The sequence below is a fragment of the Mesorhizobium sp. M1B.F.Ca.ET.045.04.1.1 genome (assembly GCF_003952465.1).
GTDB classification, from domain to species: Bacteria; Pseudomonadota; Alphaproteobacteria; order Rhizobiales; family Rhizobiaceae; genus Mesorhizobium; species Mesorhizobium shonense.
Map to the genome: position 1 here is coordinate 603,124 of NZ_CP034448.1, position 13,981 is coordinate 617,104.

Here is a 13,981-nt window from a genome sequence, read left to right on the forward strand (position 1 = left end):
TTTCAGGGGCTTCAGAGCTTGCCGGCGAGATAGCGCGTCAAGGTCTCGCGCGCGCCATTCGTCCACAGCACGTCGAGCGCATGGGCAAAGGCTTGCGTGAAAACCGGCGAGCGGCCGACATCACCATAGATGTCGTCCATGGCAAGCCAGGCGCCGGGCTTGTCCTTTGCCGCTTTCGCGGTCGCCTGCATGCGGTCCCAGCTCGGATCGTTCGGCTCGATGACGGCGCCGCTGTCGGTGGTGCCGAAGCAGTAGCGGCACCAGAGCGCGGATTCCAGCGCCAAGCCTGTGACGCCCTCCCCCGCCTTCAGCCGGTCGGCAATGGTCGGGATGATGAATTTCGGCTGCCGGTTGGAGCCGTCGAGGCAAAGCCGGCGGATGGTGTCGCCGATCTTCGGATTGGAGAAGCGGCGCTCGATGAGCTGGTAGTAGTCCTCCAGCACGGTGTCCGGCACCGGCGGCACGGTCGGGATGATCTCGTCGCGCTCCAGCTTGGCGAGGAAGCCGCGCACGAGCGGCTCCTGCATCGCCTCATGGACGAAATGGATATCCATCAACCCGGCGGGATAGGCGATTGCTGCATGGCCGCCATTGAGGATGCGGATCTTCATCAGCTCGTAAGGCGAGACATCCTTGACGAACTGCACGCCGGCCTTTTCGAGCGGCGGCCGGCCGGCGGTGAAATGATCCTCCAGCACCCATTGCTTGAACGGCTCGCAGAAGACCGGCCAGTTGTCCTCAAGCCCGAAATCGCTCGCCAGGATACCACGCTCGCGGTCGGTGGTGGCCGGCGTGATGCGGTCGACCATGCCGTTCGGGAAAGCGACATTGTCCCTCACCCAGTTGGCCAGATCCTCCTCGATCAACCGCGCAAGGCCGATGACGCCATCGGAGGTGACGTGACCATTGTGGGGTATGTTGTCGCAGGACATGACGGTGAACGGCACGATGCCGTCGGCGCGCCGGCGCACCAGCCCGGCGAGGATGATGCCGAACACCGTTTTCGGCGCAGCGCCAGCCTGCGCGTCGGCGACGATGTCGGGATGGGCCGGGTTGAACTTGCCCGAAGCCGGGTCGATGAAATAGCCGCCTTCGGTGATAGTCAGCGACACGATCTTGATCGCCGGGTCGGCGAGCTGCTCGATGATCGCCTCAGCATGGCCTGGCATCAGGAAGTCGATCATGGCGCCGGTGACGCGGGCGCTCATATGGCCAGAATCCTGCTCGACCACCGTGGTCAGCCAGTCCTGCTCCTCCAGCTTCGAGCGCCCGACTTTTTCGCCCTCGAACACGCCGGCGCCGATCAGCGCCCAGTCATGGCCGAGCCCGGAATTGAACAGGTCGTCGAGATAGACGGCCTGGTGAGAGCGGTGGAAGTTGCCGACACCGAAATGCACGATGCCGGCTTTCAAAGAGGAGCGGTCGTATTTCGGGCCGGAAACCTTGGCGGGGAGCTTTGCGAGGTTCGAGGAAGAGAGTTTCACGGTCATCTGCTTTACCCTTTGGCCGATACGCGGCCCGACAATTCCGTCTTTTCCCGCGCCCGGCGAGAGCGGTGAGGGACGGCGCCGGCTGCTCCGTGCCGCCCCTCACCTGCCCCTCGGCGCATGCTCCCGGAGGAAGGGAGACGCGCCTTCCCCCTCAACTCATCCATTGGCCGCCATCGACATTGTAGGTCTGGGCGACAATGTATTCGGCCTCGTCGCTGGCGAGGAAAACCGCCATGCCGGTCAGGTCTTCCGCCCGGCCCATGCGGCCGTAGGGCACGCTCTCGCCGACCAGGCGCTTCTTCTCGCCCTTCGGCCGGTTCTCGTATTTGGCGAACAGCGCATCGACGTGATCCCAATGCTCGCCGTCGACGACGCCCGGCGCGATGGCGTTGACGTTGATGCGGTGCCTGATCAGGTCGAGCCCGGCCGACTGGGTCAGCGAAATGACGGCGGCCTTGGTGGCGCAATAGACCGCGACCAGCGGCTCGCCGCGGCGCCCGGCCTGGCTCGCCATGTTGATGATCCTGCCGCCCTTCCCGCGCGCGATCATCGATCGCGCGGCGGCCTGTAGCATGAACAGCGTGCCGGCGACATTGACGGAGAACAGCTTGTCGTAGCTCGCCCGGCTGATCTCGACGATCGGCGCCAGATCGAACAGGGCGGCGTTGTTGATCAGGATGTCCAAGCCGCCGGCCTTCGCCTCGACCGCTTTCACCGCGGCCTCGATCGAGGACAGGTCGGTGACGTCGAGCCGGACGGCGTAGGCGGCTGAGCCGATATCCCTCGCCGTCGCCTCCGCCGCTTCGAGGTTGATGTCGGCGATCGCCACCGTGGCGCCTTCGCGCGCATAGGCTTCGGCGAAGGCCCTGCCGATGCCGCGCGCCGATCCGGTGATCAGCGCCGATTTGCCCTTCAGCCTCACTGTCCCGTCCTCACTGGGCCAGCGCCTTGCCGTCGGCGCCGAAGCGATGGAGCTTGCTCTTGTCGGGCGTCAGATAGACGGTGTCGCCATGCTTGACCGCGACCTCGCCGTCGGCGCGCACGTTGATCGTGCCGATGCCGTCCGTCTGGACATGCAGGAAGGTGTCGGAACCGAGATGCTCGGCAACGCCGACCGTCGCCTTCCAGTCGCCCGCCGTGGTCGAGATGTTGATGTGCTCGGGCCGGATGCCGATGGTCTTGGCGCCGTATTTGTCGGCCGGCGCGCCTTCGATCAGGTTCATCTTGGGCGAGCCGATGAAGCCGGCGACGAAGAGGTTCTTCGGCGTGCGGTAGAGCTCCATCGGCGAGCCGACCTGCTCGATGTTACCGGCGTTGAGCACGACGATCTTGTCGGCCATGGTCATGGCCTCGACCTGGTCGTGGGTGACGTAGACCATCGTCGTCTTCAGCTGATGGTGCAGCTCGCTGATCTCCAGCCGCATGGTGCCGCGAAGCGCTGCGTCGAGGTTCGACAGCGGCTCGTCGAACAGGAAGGCCGAAGGCTGGCGTACGATGGCGCGGCCGATGGCGACGCGCTGGCGCTGGCCGCCGGAGAGCTGGCCCGGACGACGCTCGAGATAGTTGGTGAGGTTCAAGACGCGCGCGGCGTCCTTGACCTTCTTGTCGATGGTCGCCTGGTCCTCGCCGGCCATCTTCAGCGGGAAGGCGATGTTCTTGGCGACCGTCATGTGCGGATAAAGCGCATAGGACTGGAAAACCATGGCAAGCTTGCGCTTGGCCGGCGCTTCCTGGGTGACGTCGCGGCCGTCGATGCTGATTGTGCCGCCGCTGGTGTCCTCGAGGCCGGCGATCAGCCTGAGCAGCGTGGACTTGCCGCAACCCGACGGGCCGACGAACACGACGAACTCGCCGTCCTCGATATTGAGGTCGATGTTCGGAATGATCGTCGTCGACCCGAAGGACTTGGAGACGTTCTTGAGCGTGATGTTTCCCATGGTTTCCTCCCGGGGATTTCGTCGTCCGCCGCTTGCGGCTCTTACTTCACGGCGCCAAAGGTCAGGCCGCGCACCAGCTGCTTCTGGCTGAACCAGCCCATGATCAGGATCGGCGCGATCGCCAGTGTCGAGGCGGCCGAGAGCTTGGCCCAGAACAGGCCTTGCGGGCTGGAGAAGGAACTGATGAAGGCCGTCAGCGGCGCTGCGTCGGTGGTGGTCAGCCGGATCGTCCAGAACGCTTCGTTCCAGGCCAGGATGATGTTCAACAGCATGGTCGAGGCAATGCCCGGGACCGCCATCGGCGTCAGCACATAGATGATCTCGTTCCACAGCGAGGCGCCGTCCATGCGCGCCGCTTCGAGGATCTCACCCGGGATCTCGCGAAAGTAGGTGTAGAGCATCCAGATCACGATCGGCAGGTTGATCAGCATCAGCATCACGGTGAGGCCGATGCGGCTATCGAGCAGGCCGGTGTCGCGGAAGATCAGGTAGATCGGGAACAGCACGGCGACGGCCGGCATCATCTTGGTGGAGAGCATCCACATCAGGATGTCCTTGGTGCGCTTGGTCGGCGAGAAGGCCATCGACCACGCCGCCGGTATCGCGACGACGAGAGCCAGGATGGTCGAGCCGACCGACAGGATCACCGAATTCAGGAAGAACTTGAAATAGCCGCTCTGCGCCTGCACTTCGGCATAGCTTTCCGTGGTGCCCGACGGGATCAGGGCGAAGCCCTGGATCGCCTCCTGCTCTGACTTGAACGAGGTGATGATCGTGTAAAGGATCGGGAAGAAGATCAAAAGCGCGACGATCCAGGCCGCAGCGGTGGCGATCGTCTTGTGCTGGGTGGTGACTGCGCGTGCCATAGTCAGGTCCTCCCGTATCGGCGATGTTGGCGGCAGGGTCGACCCCCACTCCGGTTCGCTGCGCAAACCACCTCTCCCCCGATCGACGGGGTAGAGGAAGGGCGCAGCTTCGATGCAGGCCTTTCCTCTCCCCCTGCCACGGGGAGAGGTGTCCCGCGCAGCGGGGCGGAGTGGGGGTGGTTCAGCGCAAGTGGCATCGTCTCCCCCTTACTTGTCCAGGTTCTTGCCGACGGCGCGCATGACGAAGAAGGCGACGATGTTGGCGAGAATGACCGCGATGACGCCACCGGCGGATGCCTGGCCGATTTTGAACTCCAGCAGCGCCTTCTGGTAGACGAGGAAAGGCAGGTTGGTTGAGGCATAGCCCGGGCCGCCGTTGGTGGTGACCAGGATCTCGGCATAGATCGAGAGCAGGAAGATCGTCTGGATCAGGATGACGACGGTGATGGCGCGCGACATGTGCGGCAGCGTCAGATACCAGAAGCGGCTGAGGAAGCCGGCGCCGTCCATCTCGGCCGCCTCTTTCTGCTCGCCGTCGAGCGATTGCAGGGAGGTGAGCAGGATCAGCGTCGCGAAGGGCAGCCACTGCCAGGCGACGATGAGGATGACCGCCGTCAGCGGGTGCTGCCCGAACCAGTCGATGGGGTTGGCGCCGAAGAAGCGGGCAATATCGGCGAAGACGCCGTATTGCGGGTGCATGATCATGTTCTTCCACACCAGTGCCGCGACCGGCGGCATGACGAAGAACGGCGAGATGACGAGAATGCGCACGAACCCCTGGCCCCAGATCGGCTGGTCGAGGAGCAGCGCCAAAAGGATGCCGCCGATCACCGTGATGACCAGCACGCTGACGACGATGGTCAGCGTGTTCAGGATCGACTGCAGGAAGGCGGGATTGGAGTAGAAGAGCTTGTAGTTGGAGAACCAGACGAACCCGTCGCGGATCGGATTGAGCGGGTTGTACTGGAGGAACGAGAACCAGATCGTAAAGACCAGCGGCACGATCATCCAGATGAACAGCAGGATCACCGATGGCGCCATCATGAAACGGGCAAGCGAACGGGTTTGCTGAGTAGCCATGACGGTCACCCTCCAATAGTCGGCCGGATTTCAGAGTCGTGCCAAATTTCCTGATTGCAAAGGTGGCCGCCCGAACTGGGTTTCGGGCGGCCAATGCCGGTCATGATGCGCTACCGGCGTTCGGCACCGGGAGGAGCCTTACTGGATATAGCCGCCTTCGGTCATCGCGGCGGTCGCCGCGTCCTGGGCCTGCTTCAGCGCGTCGTCGACGCTCGACTGGCCTGCAAGGGCAGCCGAGAAGAGCTGGCCGACGGTGGTGCCGAGGCCCTGGAATTCAGGAATGGCCACGAATTGCACGCCGACATAGGGCACCGGCTTGACGGTCGGATGCGTCGGGTCGGCGGCGTTGATGGAGTCCAGCGTCATCTTCGCGAAGGGAGCGGCCTTCTGGTACTCAGGGTTGGCGTAGAGCGAGGTGCGCGTTCCGGGCGGAACGTTGGCCCAGCCTTCCTTCGACGCCACCAGCTCGGCATAGTGCTTGCTGGTTGCCCAGGACACGAACTTCTCGGCGGCGTCCGCCTTCTTGGTGCCGGCGGGGATGGCCAGCGACCAGGCCCACAGCCAGTTGCCGCGCTTGCCGAGGCCGGTGTCGGGCGCCAGTGCATAGCCGACCTTGTCGGCGACCTGCGAAGCCTTCGGATCGGAGACGAAGGACGCGGCGACGGTGGCGTCGATCCACATGCCGCACTTGCCCTGCTGGAACAGCGCCAGATTCTCGTTGAAGCCGTTGGACGAAGCGCCCTCGGGACCGTCGGCCTTCATCAGGTCGACATAGAATTGCAGCGTGTTCTTCCATTCCGGCTGATCGAATTGCGGCTTCCAGTTCTCGTCGAACCAGCGGGCGCCGAAGGAGTTCGACATGGCGGTCAGGAAGGCCATGTTCTCACCCCAGCCGGCCTTGCCGCGCAGGCATACGCCGTTCACGCCGTTGGCGCGGTCGGTCATCTTGTCGGCCGCCTGCTTGATGAAGTCCCAGGTCGGCGCGTCGGGCATCTTGAGGCCGGCCTTCTCCATCAGGTCCTTGCGGTACATGACGAAGGAGCTCTCGCCGTAGAAGGGCGCGGCATAGAGCTTGCCGTCGACCGAAAGGCCGCCGGCGATGGCCGGGATGATGTCCTTGACGTCGTAATCGTCGCCGAGCTTGTCGAGCGGCAGCAGCCAGCTCTGCTTGGCCCAGATCGGAACCTCATAGGTGCCGATGGTCATGACGTCGTACTGGCCGCCTTTGGTGGCGATGTCGGTGGTGACGCGCTCGCGCAGCACGTTCTCTTCAAGCGTGACCCAGTTGAGCTGGATGTCGGGGTTAGCCTTGGTGAAGTCGTCCGTCAGCTTCTGCATGCGGACCATGTCGCCATTGTTGACGGTGGCGATGGTGATGGATTCGGCATGCGCGGCGAAAGCAAGGGCGCTGGCCGACAACAGGCCCAGGGTGAGCGTGCGAAGTTTCATCAATTCCTCCCATAAACCAAGATGAGCATTTGCCTTGGCTGTGGGCAATTACTCACTTAGCGTGAATTGTGTCAAGCCGGAATCGATGCTGCAGCGCAGCAGAAATGACGCAACGTGACCCTGTCGGGGAACGCGGTCAGATCATTCGGAACGAAGATTGAGGGACGCCGGTCTACTGGCAGGCGATTTCGGCGAGGATCCAGTCGCGGAAGGCGCGGATCTTCGGCACGTTGCGTCGGGCCGTGGGATAGACCAGCCAGTAGGCGTGACCGTCGTCGCCGACCAGATCGAAGGGCTGGACCAGCCGGCCGTCGGCGAGCTCGTTCTTGAACAGCGCCCTGGTCAGGATCGCCACGCCGTGGCCGGCCATGGCGGCATTGGCCTCGTAGGCCTGCGCGCCCATGCTGGTGCCGGGGCGGCTGGCGAGTTCCTCGGCCGGCAGACCCGCGAGCGCAAACCATTCCTGCCACCAGATATCGCCCGGATCGAGGATGGGGAGCTTGAGCAGGTCGGCGGGCTCCTTGACGCCGCCTATGCTCGCCGCGAGCCTGGGGCTCAGCACCGGGGTGAAGTCGGCCTTGAACAGCATATGCGTTTCCACGCCCGGCCATTTGCCGCCGCCGGAACGGATGGCGATGTCGATATCCTCGCGGGCGAAATCGACGACACGGTTCGAGGTATCGACGCGCACGGCAAGCGACGGATGCGCGACCTGGAAGGAGCCCAGGTGCTGTGCCAGCCAGTTCGAAGCGAAAGTGAGCAGGGTCGAAACGCAAAGCACGCCGTCGGCGCCGGCGCGGGCGGCCGAGTAGGCGCCGCTCAGCAGGGAAAACGCCTCGCTGACGGCCGGCGCCAGGCGCTGGCCGGGCTCGGTCAGCTCGATCTGCTTGGGCCTGCGCAGGAACAAGGGCGCGCCGATGCGTTCCTCGAGCAGCTTGATCTGATAGCTCGCGGCGGCTTGCGTCATGCCGAGTTCCTCGGCGGCCTTGGTGAAGGAAAGGTGCCTGGCCACGGCCTCGAACACGCGGATCGCCTGCAGCGGCGGAAGTTGGGCAAACTGTCGGGCGCTGAGATCGGGCATAAGGCCTCTTTATGGGTCATGATCGACGTTTGATTGGAAGCACTGGCCGATCAGACCGATATGTGGGGTCGACGATCAACCCAGTTCAAGCTTGGCGAAGGCTGACGATCATGACCACGATACAGGAAAAAGTCGTTTCGACCCCGGCACCCAACTGGATTTCGCTGCTGGCGCGGGAGTTTTCATGGTTCGCCAGCCGCAGGCGCGGTTATGTCGATGTTCGAGACCTGTCGCCGCATCTACAGCGCGACATGGGCCTCCTCGACGGTAACGATCCGCGCGGTCCTTCCCGATAGGCGGTTCTTTTTATCAACAATCATCGTTTGGCGGATGCTGCATGATGAAGCTGGGGCTCGAATTCATGCGCCAGCAAGCAATGCCGCGGCCGTCCGTTCATCGGTGATGAGGCCGTTGACCAGCCGCCGGTTCACGGCGGCGAGGATGCCAGGCAGCTTGCGCTCGCCCATGGCCAGCGCGATGACCAGCGATTTTTCGCGCGACGGCAAGGCGGCGGACGACACGCGGTCGTTGGTGATGCCTTCGATCATGCGGCCTTCGCGGTCGAACACCCAGCCGACGATCTCGGCGACGCCGCCGGCCTTTTGCAGTGCCTTCAGCTCCGCTTCCGAAATGAAGCCGTCCTCGTAGAGCGGCGCCTTGGGGCCGAGATCGCCGATGCCGACGAAAGTGACGTCGGCTTCCGCGGCGAGCTCCAGCGTCGGCTGGATCATCGGTTGGCTGAGCAGCATGTCGCGCTCTTCCGGCGAGGAGGCGATGACGGGCAGCGGCATTGGGAAGGAGCGCGCCTTGACGCGGTCTGCCATGGTGAAGATGACGTTGTAGAAGGCGGCCGAGCCGTCGGGCGAGATGTTGCCGGTCAAGGACACCACCTTATGCTGCGGGCACTCCATCGGCGGAAGCTGCTCGATCGCCGCCTTCAGCGTGCGCCCGGTGCCGATCGCCATGACGATGGGCGCGGCCGAACGCAGCCGTCGTTCGATCTCGGCCGCCGCCGCCTCGGCGACGCCGGTCGTCGTCGAGGACGAGGTCGGATCGCTCGGCACCACTTCGACCAGATCGAGCGCGAAGCGCGACTTCAGCCGCGCGGCAAGGTCGAGGCAATTGGCGATCGGATGATCGACGCGCACCTTGATCAGGCCTTCCGACATCGCCAGCGACACGAGCCGCTGCGCCGTCTGCCTGGAAATGCCTAATTTGGCGGCGATCTGGTCCTGGGTGTTGCCGGCGACGTAATAGAGCCAGCCGGCGCGCGCGGCGTCGTCCAACCTGGTGTTGCCGGTTTCCTGTCGCGAGTTCACATCCTGCCTCCCCAGCCCGCACGTGAGCGGGCGCTATAGATTACAGCGAAAGCGGCTATGCGCAATTGTCTATCGAAAGAGCAATTGCTTGCCGCAAAGCAACTGTCACGGACGAACCAATTCGCCCTTGCTTCAACCATTTGCCGGCCGGACGGTTTATCTCGGCGTGCAAACGCATTAAGGGGATCGGCAAAAGGAGCCTTGTATGACGCCGAAAGCGGTTTTCTGGGACATGGACGGAACGCTGGTCGACAGCGAGCCGCTGCACGAAGCCGCCCTCGTGGCCGCGCTGCGCAGCGTCGGCATCGCGCCGCCGACCGATCTGCACGAACGGGTGCTCGGTATCGCGGCATGGCCGGTCTACGAAATGCTGCGCGACCAGTTCGGCCTCGACCTGCCTTTCGACGACTGGATCGTGCGCAAATACGACCACTATCTGCCGATGGCCGAAACGCTGAAGCCGCGGCCCGGCGCGATCGAGGTGTTCAACGAACTGCGCGCGTTGGGCGTCGAGCAGGCGGTGGTGTCCAATTCCGACCGGCTGATCGTCGACGCAAATCTCGGCGCGGTCGGTCTGGTCTATCCCGGCATGCACACGGTCAGCCGCAACGACGTGCGCTTGGGCAAGCCGCATGCGGAACCGTTCCTGCGCGCCGCCTATCTCGCCGGCGTCGATCCGGCCGACGCGGTCGCTGTCGACGACAGCCGCACCGGCGCCATGGCCGGACTGGCTGCTGGCATGAAGACGATCTTCTGGCCGGAAGCGCCGATGGAGGGACCGCCCGGCGCGATCGTGATCAACAGCGCGGATGAGCTGCGAGCGCAATTGGGGCTCTGAGCGAATTGACCAACGCCGGCGCTGCCCCTCATCCGCCTGCCGGCACCTTCTCCCCGTAAAACGGGGGAGAGGGAAGGAGTCCAGCATCAGTTCCTATAGACAGGCTCTTCCTCGTCGAGGATCGCCTTCAGTTCGGAAAGATGGCGCTCGGCCTGGCCGGGATAGTCGTCCATCTCGCTTGCCGCCTTTTCGGCAATCGCATCGGAGAGCGTGCGCAGCGGGCGGCCGGTCCACAGCGCCTTGATGTAAGTTTCGGCGGCGCGCTCGAAATAGAACATGCGGTTGAAAGTGTCGGCGACGGTGTCGCCGATAACCATCACGCCGTGATTGCCCATGACCATCACCTTGACCTTGGGGTCGGTCAGAAGCTGCGAGCAGCGCTCGCCCTCTTCCTCGAACGCCAACCCACCGTAATTGGCATCCACCACATGGCGGTTGAAGAACATGGCCGAGTTCTGGTCGATCGGCGGCAACGTCGAGTCCGCCAGCGAGGCAAGCACGGTGGCGTGGATGGAATGCACATGCATGGCGCAGCGCGCATGCGGCACGTTGCGGTGGATGGCGCCGTGCAGGCCCCAGGCAGTCGGGTCGGGCGCGTTGGGGCCGGAGAGCGTCTCGGGATCGTTGGCGTCGATCAAAAGCAAGTCGCTCGCCTTGATGCGCGAGAAATGCACCTGGTTGGGGTTCATCAGGAATTTGGTGCCGTCCTCGTTGACCGACAGCGAAAAGTGATTGGCCACCGCCTCGTGCATGTTGAGCCGCGCCGTCCAGCGGAAGGCGGCGGCGAGATCGACCCGCTCCTCATAGTAAGGAAGATTGGTCAGGGTTTCCTTCTGCAAGCGGGCGACGCTCATCGAAAATCCTCCGGTTTTGGCGGTTCTGCCGTTAAGCGATTCCGGACGGAAAACCGCTACGCACTTTTCCTGGAATTGCTCCAGAATGCCGTGCATGGCCGTGGCCAGCAACCGTAAACTGGTGGGTCAGGCCAAACGATCGGTCAGGCGGCGGGCCGCGCGGATTGCAGCCCCCCATGCTCGACGATGAAGTCGATCACCTCCTTGAGGCCCTTGCCGCGCGACAGGTCAGTGAAGCCGAACGGCCGCTTGCCGCGCATGTGGGCGGCGTCCGCCTCCATCACGTCGAGGTTGACGTTCACATAGGGCGCGAGATCGCTCTTGTTGATGATCAGGAAATCCGAGCGGGTGATGGCCGGGCCGCCCTTCCTCGGTATTTCCTCGCCCTGGCAGACCGATATGACATAGAGCGTCAGGTCGGCGAGGTCCGGCGAGAAGGTGGCGGCGAGGTTGTCGCCGCCGGATTCGATGAAGACGATGTCGAGGTCGGGAAACTTCCTGTTCAGCTCGGCAATCGCCCGCAAATTGATCGAGGCGTCTTCTCGGATGGCCGTGTGCGGGCAGCCGCCGGTCTCGACGCCGACGATGCGCTCCTCCGGCAACGCCTGCAGGCGGGCCAGCATCATGGCGTCTTCCTTGGTGTAGATGTCGTTGGTGACGACAGCGACCGAGAATTGATCGCGCAGCGCCTTGCAGAGCTTTTCGGTGAGCGTCGTCTTGCCGGAGCCGACGGGGCCGCCGATACCGATGCGAAGGGGACCGTTGGCTTGAGTCATGCCGGGAACTCCGAGATTGCAAGGATTGCGAAGCCCAGCCCGATCAGCAGGCAGAGCGGCGAATAGAGGCGCTGGTCGAGCCGAGCGAAAGGCTGCTCCGGCGCCAGCCTGCGCCACCAGGGCGTGAAGCCGGCGACGCCGCGGCCAAGGAAGACGAGGCCGATGAGCAATGCGGTGGCTGCCAGTCCTTCCTTGGGAAACGGCGCCGCGAAGACGCCTTCAAGCGCCAGCGGCCACAACGTAGCGAGAGCCAGGCACGCAGCGACGGCCAAGCTCGCGACCGGCGAGGGCATTTCGTCGACGCCGCGAAAACCAACGACGGCGTGAGCGCAGGATTTTGCATCCGTGCCCGGCCAGATGCCGCCGATGCCCCAATAAACATGCAGCGCGGTGATCAGGAGCAGGACGAAAGAGAGAATGAAGGCAAGGATGATCATGAACGGAACAGACGCGAATATTGGGTTTCGTGCTTCATCGCCGTGATGTCGGACATCAAGGCTGCGCCGCCGAGATCGTCGAGCGAAGAATTCGCGGCGCGGTCGGCCGTCGCAAGAGCCAAAGACTCAAAGCCGGCTAACAGTGCCATTGCGTCGACTTGCCCTACCACACCGAGGCGGATCGCGGCCTGCACGAGGTTGGAGAAGAAGGCCTGCAGGAAGGCGGACAGCGCCTCGGCGAGGCCGATGCCGTTGCTCCCGGCAACGGCGCCGACGGCAACGCAGTAGGCGCAGTCGGCCGGCAAGCGCTCCAGCGCGGGACACGGCCAGGCGGAAGCCGCCTTGAGGAAGGCCGCGCCCTGCAGCATGGTTTCCATGTGCCGCTCCTGCGACCCGGCAAGCGCCTCGGCGAGTGCTGCGACTTCCGTCAGATCGCCGCCGTCACGCGAGCGCCGCCAGCTTTCGGCGAACAGCACGGCATCGTTCCAGCCGGAACCCATCTCGACCAGCGTCTCCAGCCAGTCGGCGAGATCCTGGCGATCAGCGATCAGTCCGTCATGCACGGCGCGTTCGAGGCCATGGCTGTAGGAAAAACCGCCGACCGGAAAGGACGGCGACAGCCAGGCCATCAGCCGCAGCAGCGCTATGGGCGACGGCTGGTCAGTCATGGTGGTGATGATGATGGTCGTCGTGGTGGTGATGGTCATGCGAGTGGCTATGATCATGATGATCGTGGCCATGGTGATCATGGCTATGGTCGTGCCCATGTCCGGAATAGGCGCCGCGTACAGGGTTGAACGGCATCAAAACCTCGCTCACGGTGGCGCCCAGCCCTTCCAGCATCGCCTTGATGACATGGTCGCGCAGGATGAGGATGCGGTCCGCCTCGATCGCCGCCGCGAGATGGCGGTTGCCGATATGCCAGGCAAGCTCGGCGAGGTGCACGGCGTCGCGGGCGCGGATGTCGTAGACCTCTTCCGGGGCGGCGACGATCTCGAGCTGCCGGCCATCTTCCAGCACCAGCCGGTCACCATTGCCGAGCGCCAGCGGCTCGGGCAGGTCGACCAGCACCCTGCCGCCTGCCGCCGTCTCGATGGCACGGCGGCGCAGATGCCGTTCGTCATGGGCCAGCACTGCCTTGTCGTAGGCTGCGGCTACCGATGCGTCGCCGGCAGGGAGAACCGAGACGGCGCGCGGAAACTTGGTGAAGTCGGTATTGATGTTGAGCTTCATGTGAAGGCTCCTCCATTCGCCTGCGCGCGGGCTCGGGCCGGGCGCTGCAAAACACGATCGAAATAGGCATTGACCCGATCGGAATCGATCGGGAACCTGCCGGCGCGCGCCCAGCCGGCCATGTCGCCGAGCAGGACGTCGACCGCGGAAAAACGGTCGCCGAGCGCAAAGGGCTTGTCGCCGAGCCGTCGGTCCAGCGCCTTCACCTCGGAAGCGAAATCATGCGCGGCGGCAGGGCCGACATCGACCCGCAGCTCCTTGGGTAGCAGGAAGCGGTGGCGCAGCTTGTTCCACAGCGGCGCTTCGAGCTCGCTCTGGGCGAAATGCATCCAGGAATCCATCTCGGCGCGGCCGGCGAGGCCCGGATCGGCGCCCATGCCCTTATCGGCATGCTTGTCCGCCAGATAGACGCAGATCGCCGCCGAGTCCGTGATTTTCAGCGCGCCGTCGATCAAGATCGGCACCTTGCCGGAGGGATTCAGCGCATAAGCCTCCGGCGAGCGCAGCTTGACCTCGACGAACTCATAGGGCTGCCCGAGCTCCTCGAGCATCCAGAGCACGCGGCTGACCCGGGAACCTCGCGATCCGACGGCCTTGTACATGGTTGAACCCTGCCTTTCC

Annotated in this window: 16 protein-coding genes; 2 read left to right on the forward strand and 14 right to left on the reverse strand. The window is 64.1% G+C overall.

Going from position 1 to position 13,981, the window contains the following annotated elements:
- Positions 1 to 11 precede the first annotated feature (11 nt).
- The 7 genes from EJ071_RS02780 to gcvA all read right to left on the reverse strand — a co-directional run bounded on the left by EJ071_RS02780 (position 12) and on the right by gcvA (position 7,903).
- Positions 12 to 1,490, reverse strand: a complete 1,479-nt coding sequence (locus EJ071_RS02780) for a mannitol dehydrogenase family protein (RefSeq protein ID WP_126096722.1) — start codon at positions 1,488 to 1,490, stop codon at positions 12 to 14.
- 151 nt (positions 1,491 to 1,641) lie between these two features.
- A complete protein-coding gene (locus tag EJ071_RS02785) occupies positions 1,642 to 2,412 on the reverse strand; it encodes an L-iditol 2-dehydrogenase (RefSeq protein ID WP_126096723.1) in 771 nt (256 codons plus the stop codon).
- A gap of 10 nt (positions 2,413 to 2,422) precedes the next feature.
- Entirely contained in the window at positions 2,423 to 3,427 is a 1,005-nt protein-coding gene (locus tag EJ071_RS02790) for an ABC transporter ATP-binding protein (protein WP_126096724.1), read from the reverse strand.
- 41 nt (positions 3,428 to 3,468) lie between these two features.
- Positions 3,469 to 4,293: a carbohydrate ABC transporter permease gene (locus tag EJ071_RS02795; protein ID WP_126086439.1), complete on the reverse strand. Its 825-nt coding sequence runs from the start codon at positions 4,291 to 4,293 to the stop codon at positions 3,469 to 3,471.
- Between the two features lie 207 nt (positions 4,294 to 4,500).
- The gene (locus EJ071_RS02800; protein WP_126096725.1) at positions 4,501 to 5,373 is read right to left on the reverse strand and encodes a sugar ABC transporter permease; all 873 of its coding nucleotides are present in this window, start codon (positions 5,371 to 5,373) and stop codon (positions 4,501 to 4,503) included.
- Between the two features lie 138 nt (positions 5,374 to 5,511).
- Positions 5,512 to 6,822, reverse strand: coding sequence for a sugar ABC transporter substrate-binding protein (locus EJ071_RS02805; protein WP_126096726.1), 1,311 nt, complete (start codon positions 6,820 to 6,822; stop codon positions 5,512 to 5,514).
- Between the two features lie 172 nt (positions 6,823 to 6,994).
- On the reverse strand, positions 6,995 to 7,903 hold the full coding sequence (gene gcvA, locus EJ071_RS02810) for a transcriptional regulator GcvA (RefSeq protein ID WP_126096727.1): 909 nt from the start codon (positions 7,901 to 7,903) through the stop codon (positions 6,995 to 6,997).
- Between the two features lie 110 nt (positions 7,904 to 8,013).
- Here gcvA and EJ071_RS02815 point away from each other — a divergent pair, with 110 nt between their 5' ends.
- Positions 8,014 to 8,199, forward strand: a complete 186-nt coding sequence (locus tag EJ071_RS02815) for a hypothetical protein (protein ID WP_126096728.1) — start codon at positions 8,014 to 8,016, stop codon at positions 8,197 to 8,199.
- Between the two features lie 63 nt (positions 8,200 to 8,262).
- Here EJ071_RS02815 and EJ071_RS02820 read toward each other — a convergent pair whose 3' ends face one another.
- Positions 8,263 to 9,222 (reverse strand): sugar-binding transcriptional regulator, encoded by a 960-nt coding sequence (locus EJ071_RS02820; RefSeq protein WP_126096729.1) that lies wholly within the window; start codon positions 9,220 to 9,222, stop codon positions 8,263 to 8,265.
- A gap of 205 nt (positions 9,223 to 9,427) precedes the next feature.
- On the opposite strand from EJ071_RS02820, the gene EJ071_RS02825 reads away from it, so the two are divergent.
- Complete coding sequence (locus EJ071_RS02825; protein ID WP_126096730.1) at positions 9,428 to 10,060, forward strand: HAD family phosphatase; 633 nt, start codon at positions 9,428 to 9,430, stop codon at positions 10,058 to 10,060.
- 86 nt (positions 10,061 to 10,146) lie between these two features.
- Here EJ071_RS02825 and EJ071_RS02830 read toward each other — a convergent pair whose 3' ends face one another.
- From EJ071_RS02830 to EJ071_RS02855, 6 genes are all read right to left on the reverse strand, one after another.
- Positions 10,147 to 10,914, reverse strand: a complete 768-nt coding sequence (locus EJ071_RS02830) for a class II aldolase and adducin N-terminal domain-containing protein (RefSeq protein WP_126096731.1) — start codon at positions 10,912 to 10,914, stop codon at positions 10,147 to 10,149.
- Positions 10,915 to 11,057: 143 nt separating this feature from the next.
- Complete coding sequence (ureG, locus tag EJ071_RS02835) at positions 11,058 to 11,690, reverse strand: urease accessory protein UreG (RefSeq protein ID WP_126096732.1); 633 nt, start codon at positions 11,688 to 11,690, stop codon at positions 11,058 to 11,060.
- Entirely contained in the window at positions 11,687 to 12,127 is a 441-nt protein-coding gene (locus EJ071_RS02840) for a DUF3995 domain-containing protein (protein ID WP_126096733.1), read from the reverse strand. The genes ureG and EJ071_RS02840 overlap by 4 nt, the downstream gene beginning before the upstream one ends.
- The gene (locus EJ071_RS02845) at positions 12,124 to 12,795 is read right to left on the reverse strand and encodes an urease accessory protein UreF (RefSeq protein ID WP_126102455.1); all 672 of its coding nucleotides are present in this window, start codon (positions 12,793 to 12,795) and stop codon (positions 12,124 to 12,126) included. The genes EJ071_RS02840 and EJ071_RS02845 overlap by 4 nt, the downstream gene beginning before the upstream one ends.
- Positions 12,788 to 13,360 carry an urease accessory protein UreE gene (ureE, locus tag EJ071_RS02850; protein ID WP_126096734.1) on the reverse strand — a complete coding sequence of 191 codons (573 nt, stop codon included), beginning with the start codon at positions 13,358 to 13,360 and terminating at the stop codon, positions 12,788 to 12,790. The genes EJ071_RS02845 and ureE overlap by 8 nt, the downstream gene beginning before the upstream one ends.
- A complete protein-coding gene (locus EJ071_RS02855) occupies positions 13,357 to 13,962 on the reverse strand; it encodes a glutathione S-transferase family protein (RefSeq protein WP_126096735.1) in 606 nt (201 codons plus the stop codon). The genes ureE and EJ071_RS02855 overlap by 4 nt, the downstream gene beginning before the upstream one ends.
- Positions 13,963 to 13,981 lie beyond the last annotated feature (19 nt).

Excerpts from the sequence above, each read along its gene's own strand:
- EJ071_RS02800 (WP_126096725.1), bottom strand. The coding sequence starts at position 5,373 with ATGGCTACTCAGCAAACCCGTTCGCTTGCCCGTTTCATGATGGCGCCA.
- EJ071_RS02780 (WP_126096722.1), bottom strand. The coding sequence starts at position 1,490 with ATGACCGTGAAACTCTCTTCCTCGAACCTCGCAAAGCTCCCCGCCAAG.
- EJ071_RS02825 (WP_126096730.1), top strand. The coding sequence starts at position 9,428 with ATGACGCCGAAAGCGGTTTTCTGGGACATGGACGGAACGCTGGTCGAC.
- EJ071_RS02840 (WP_126096733.1), bottom strand. The coding sequence starts at position 12,127 with ATGATCATCCTTGCCTTCATTCTCTCTTTCGTCCTGCTCCTGATCACC.
- EJ071_RS02845 (WP_126102455.1), bottom strand. The coding sequence starts at position 12,795 with ATGACTGACCAGCCGTCGCCCATAGCGCTGCTGCGGCTGATGGCCTGG.
- ureE (WP_126096734.1), bottom strand. The coding sequence starts at position 13,360 with ATGAAGCTCAACATCAATACCGACTTCACCAAGTTTCCGCGCGCCGTC.
- EJ071_RS02815 (WP_126096728.1), top strand. The coding sequence starts at position 8,014 with ATGACCACGATACAGGAAAAAGTCGTTTCGACCCCGGCACCCAACTGG.
- gcvA (WP_126096727.1), bottom strand. The coding sequence starts at position 7,903 with ATGCCCGATCTCAGCGCCCGACAGTTTGCCCAACTTCCGCCGCTGCAG.
- EJ071_RS02855 (WP_126096735.1), bottom strand. The coding sequence starts at position 13,962 with ATGTACAAGGCCGTCGGATCGCGAGGTTCCCGGGTCAGCCGCGTGCTC.
- EJ071_RS02805 (WP_126096726.1), bottom strand. The coding sequence starts at position 6,822 with ATGAAACTTCGCACGCTCACCCTGGGCCTGTTGTCGGCCAGCGCCCTT.
- EJ071_RS02795 (WP_126086439.1), bottom strand. The coding sequence starts at position 4,293 with ATGGCACGCGCAGTCACCACCCAGCACAAGACGATCGCCACCGCTGCG.
- EJ071_RS02790 (WP_126096724.1), bottom strand. The coding sequence starts at position 3,427 with ATGGGAAACATCACGCTCAAGAACGTCTCCAAGTCCTTCGGGTCGACG.
- ureG (WP_126096732.1), bottom strand. The coding sequence starts at position 11,690 with ATGACTCAAGCCAACGGTCCCCTTCGCATCGGTATCGGCGGCCCCGTC.
- EJ071_RS02830 (WP_126096731.1), bottom strand. The coding sequence starts at position 10,914 with ATGAGCGTCGCCCGCTTGCAGAAGGAAACCCTGACCAATCTTCCTTAC.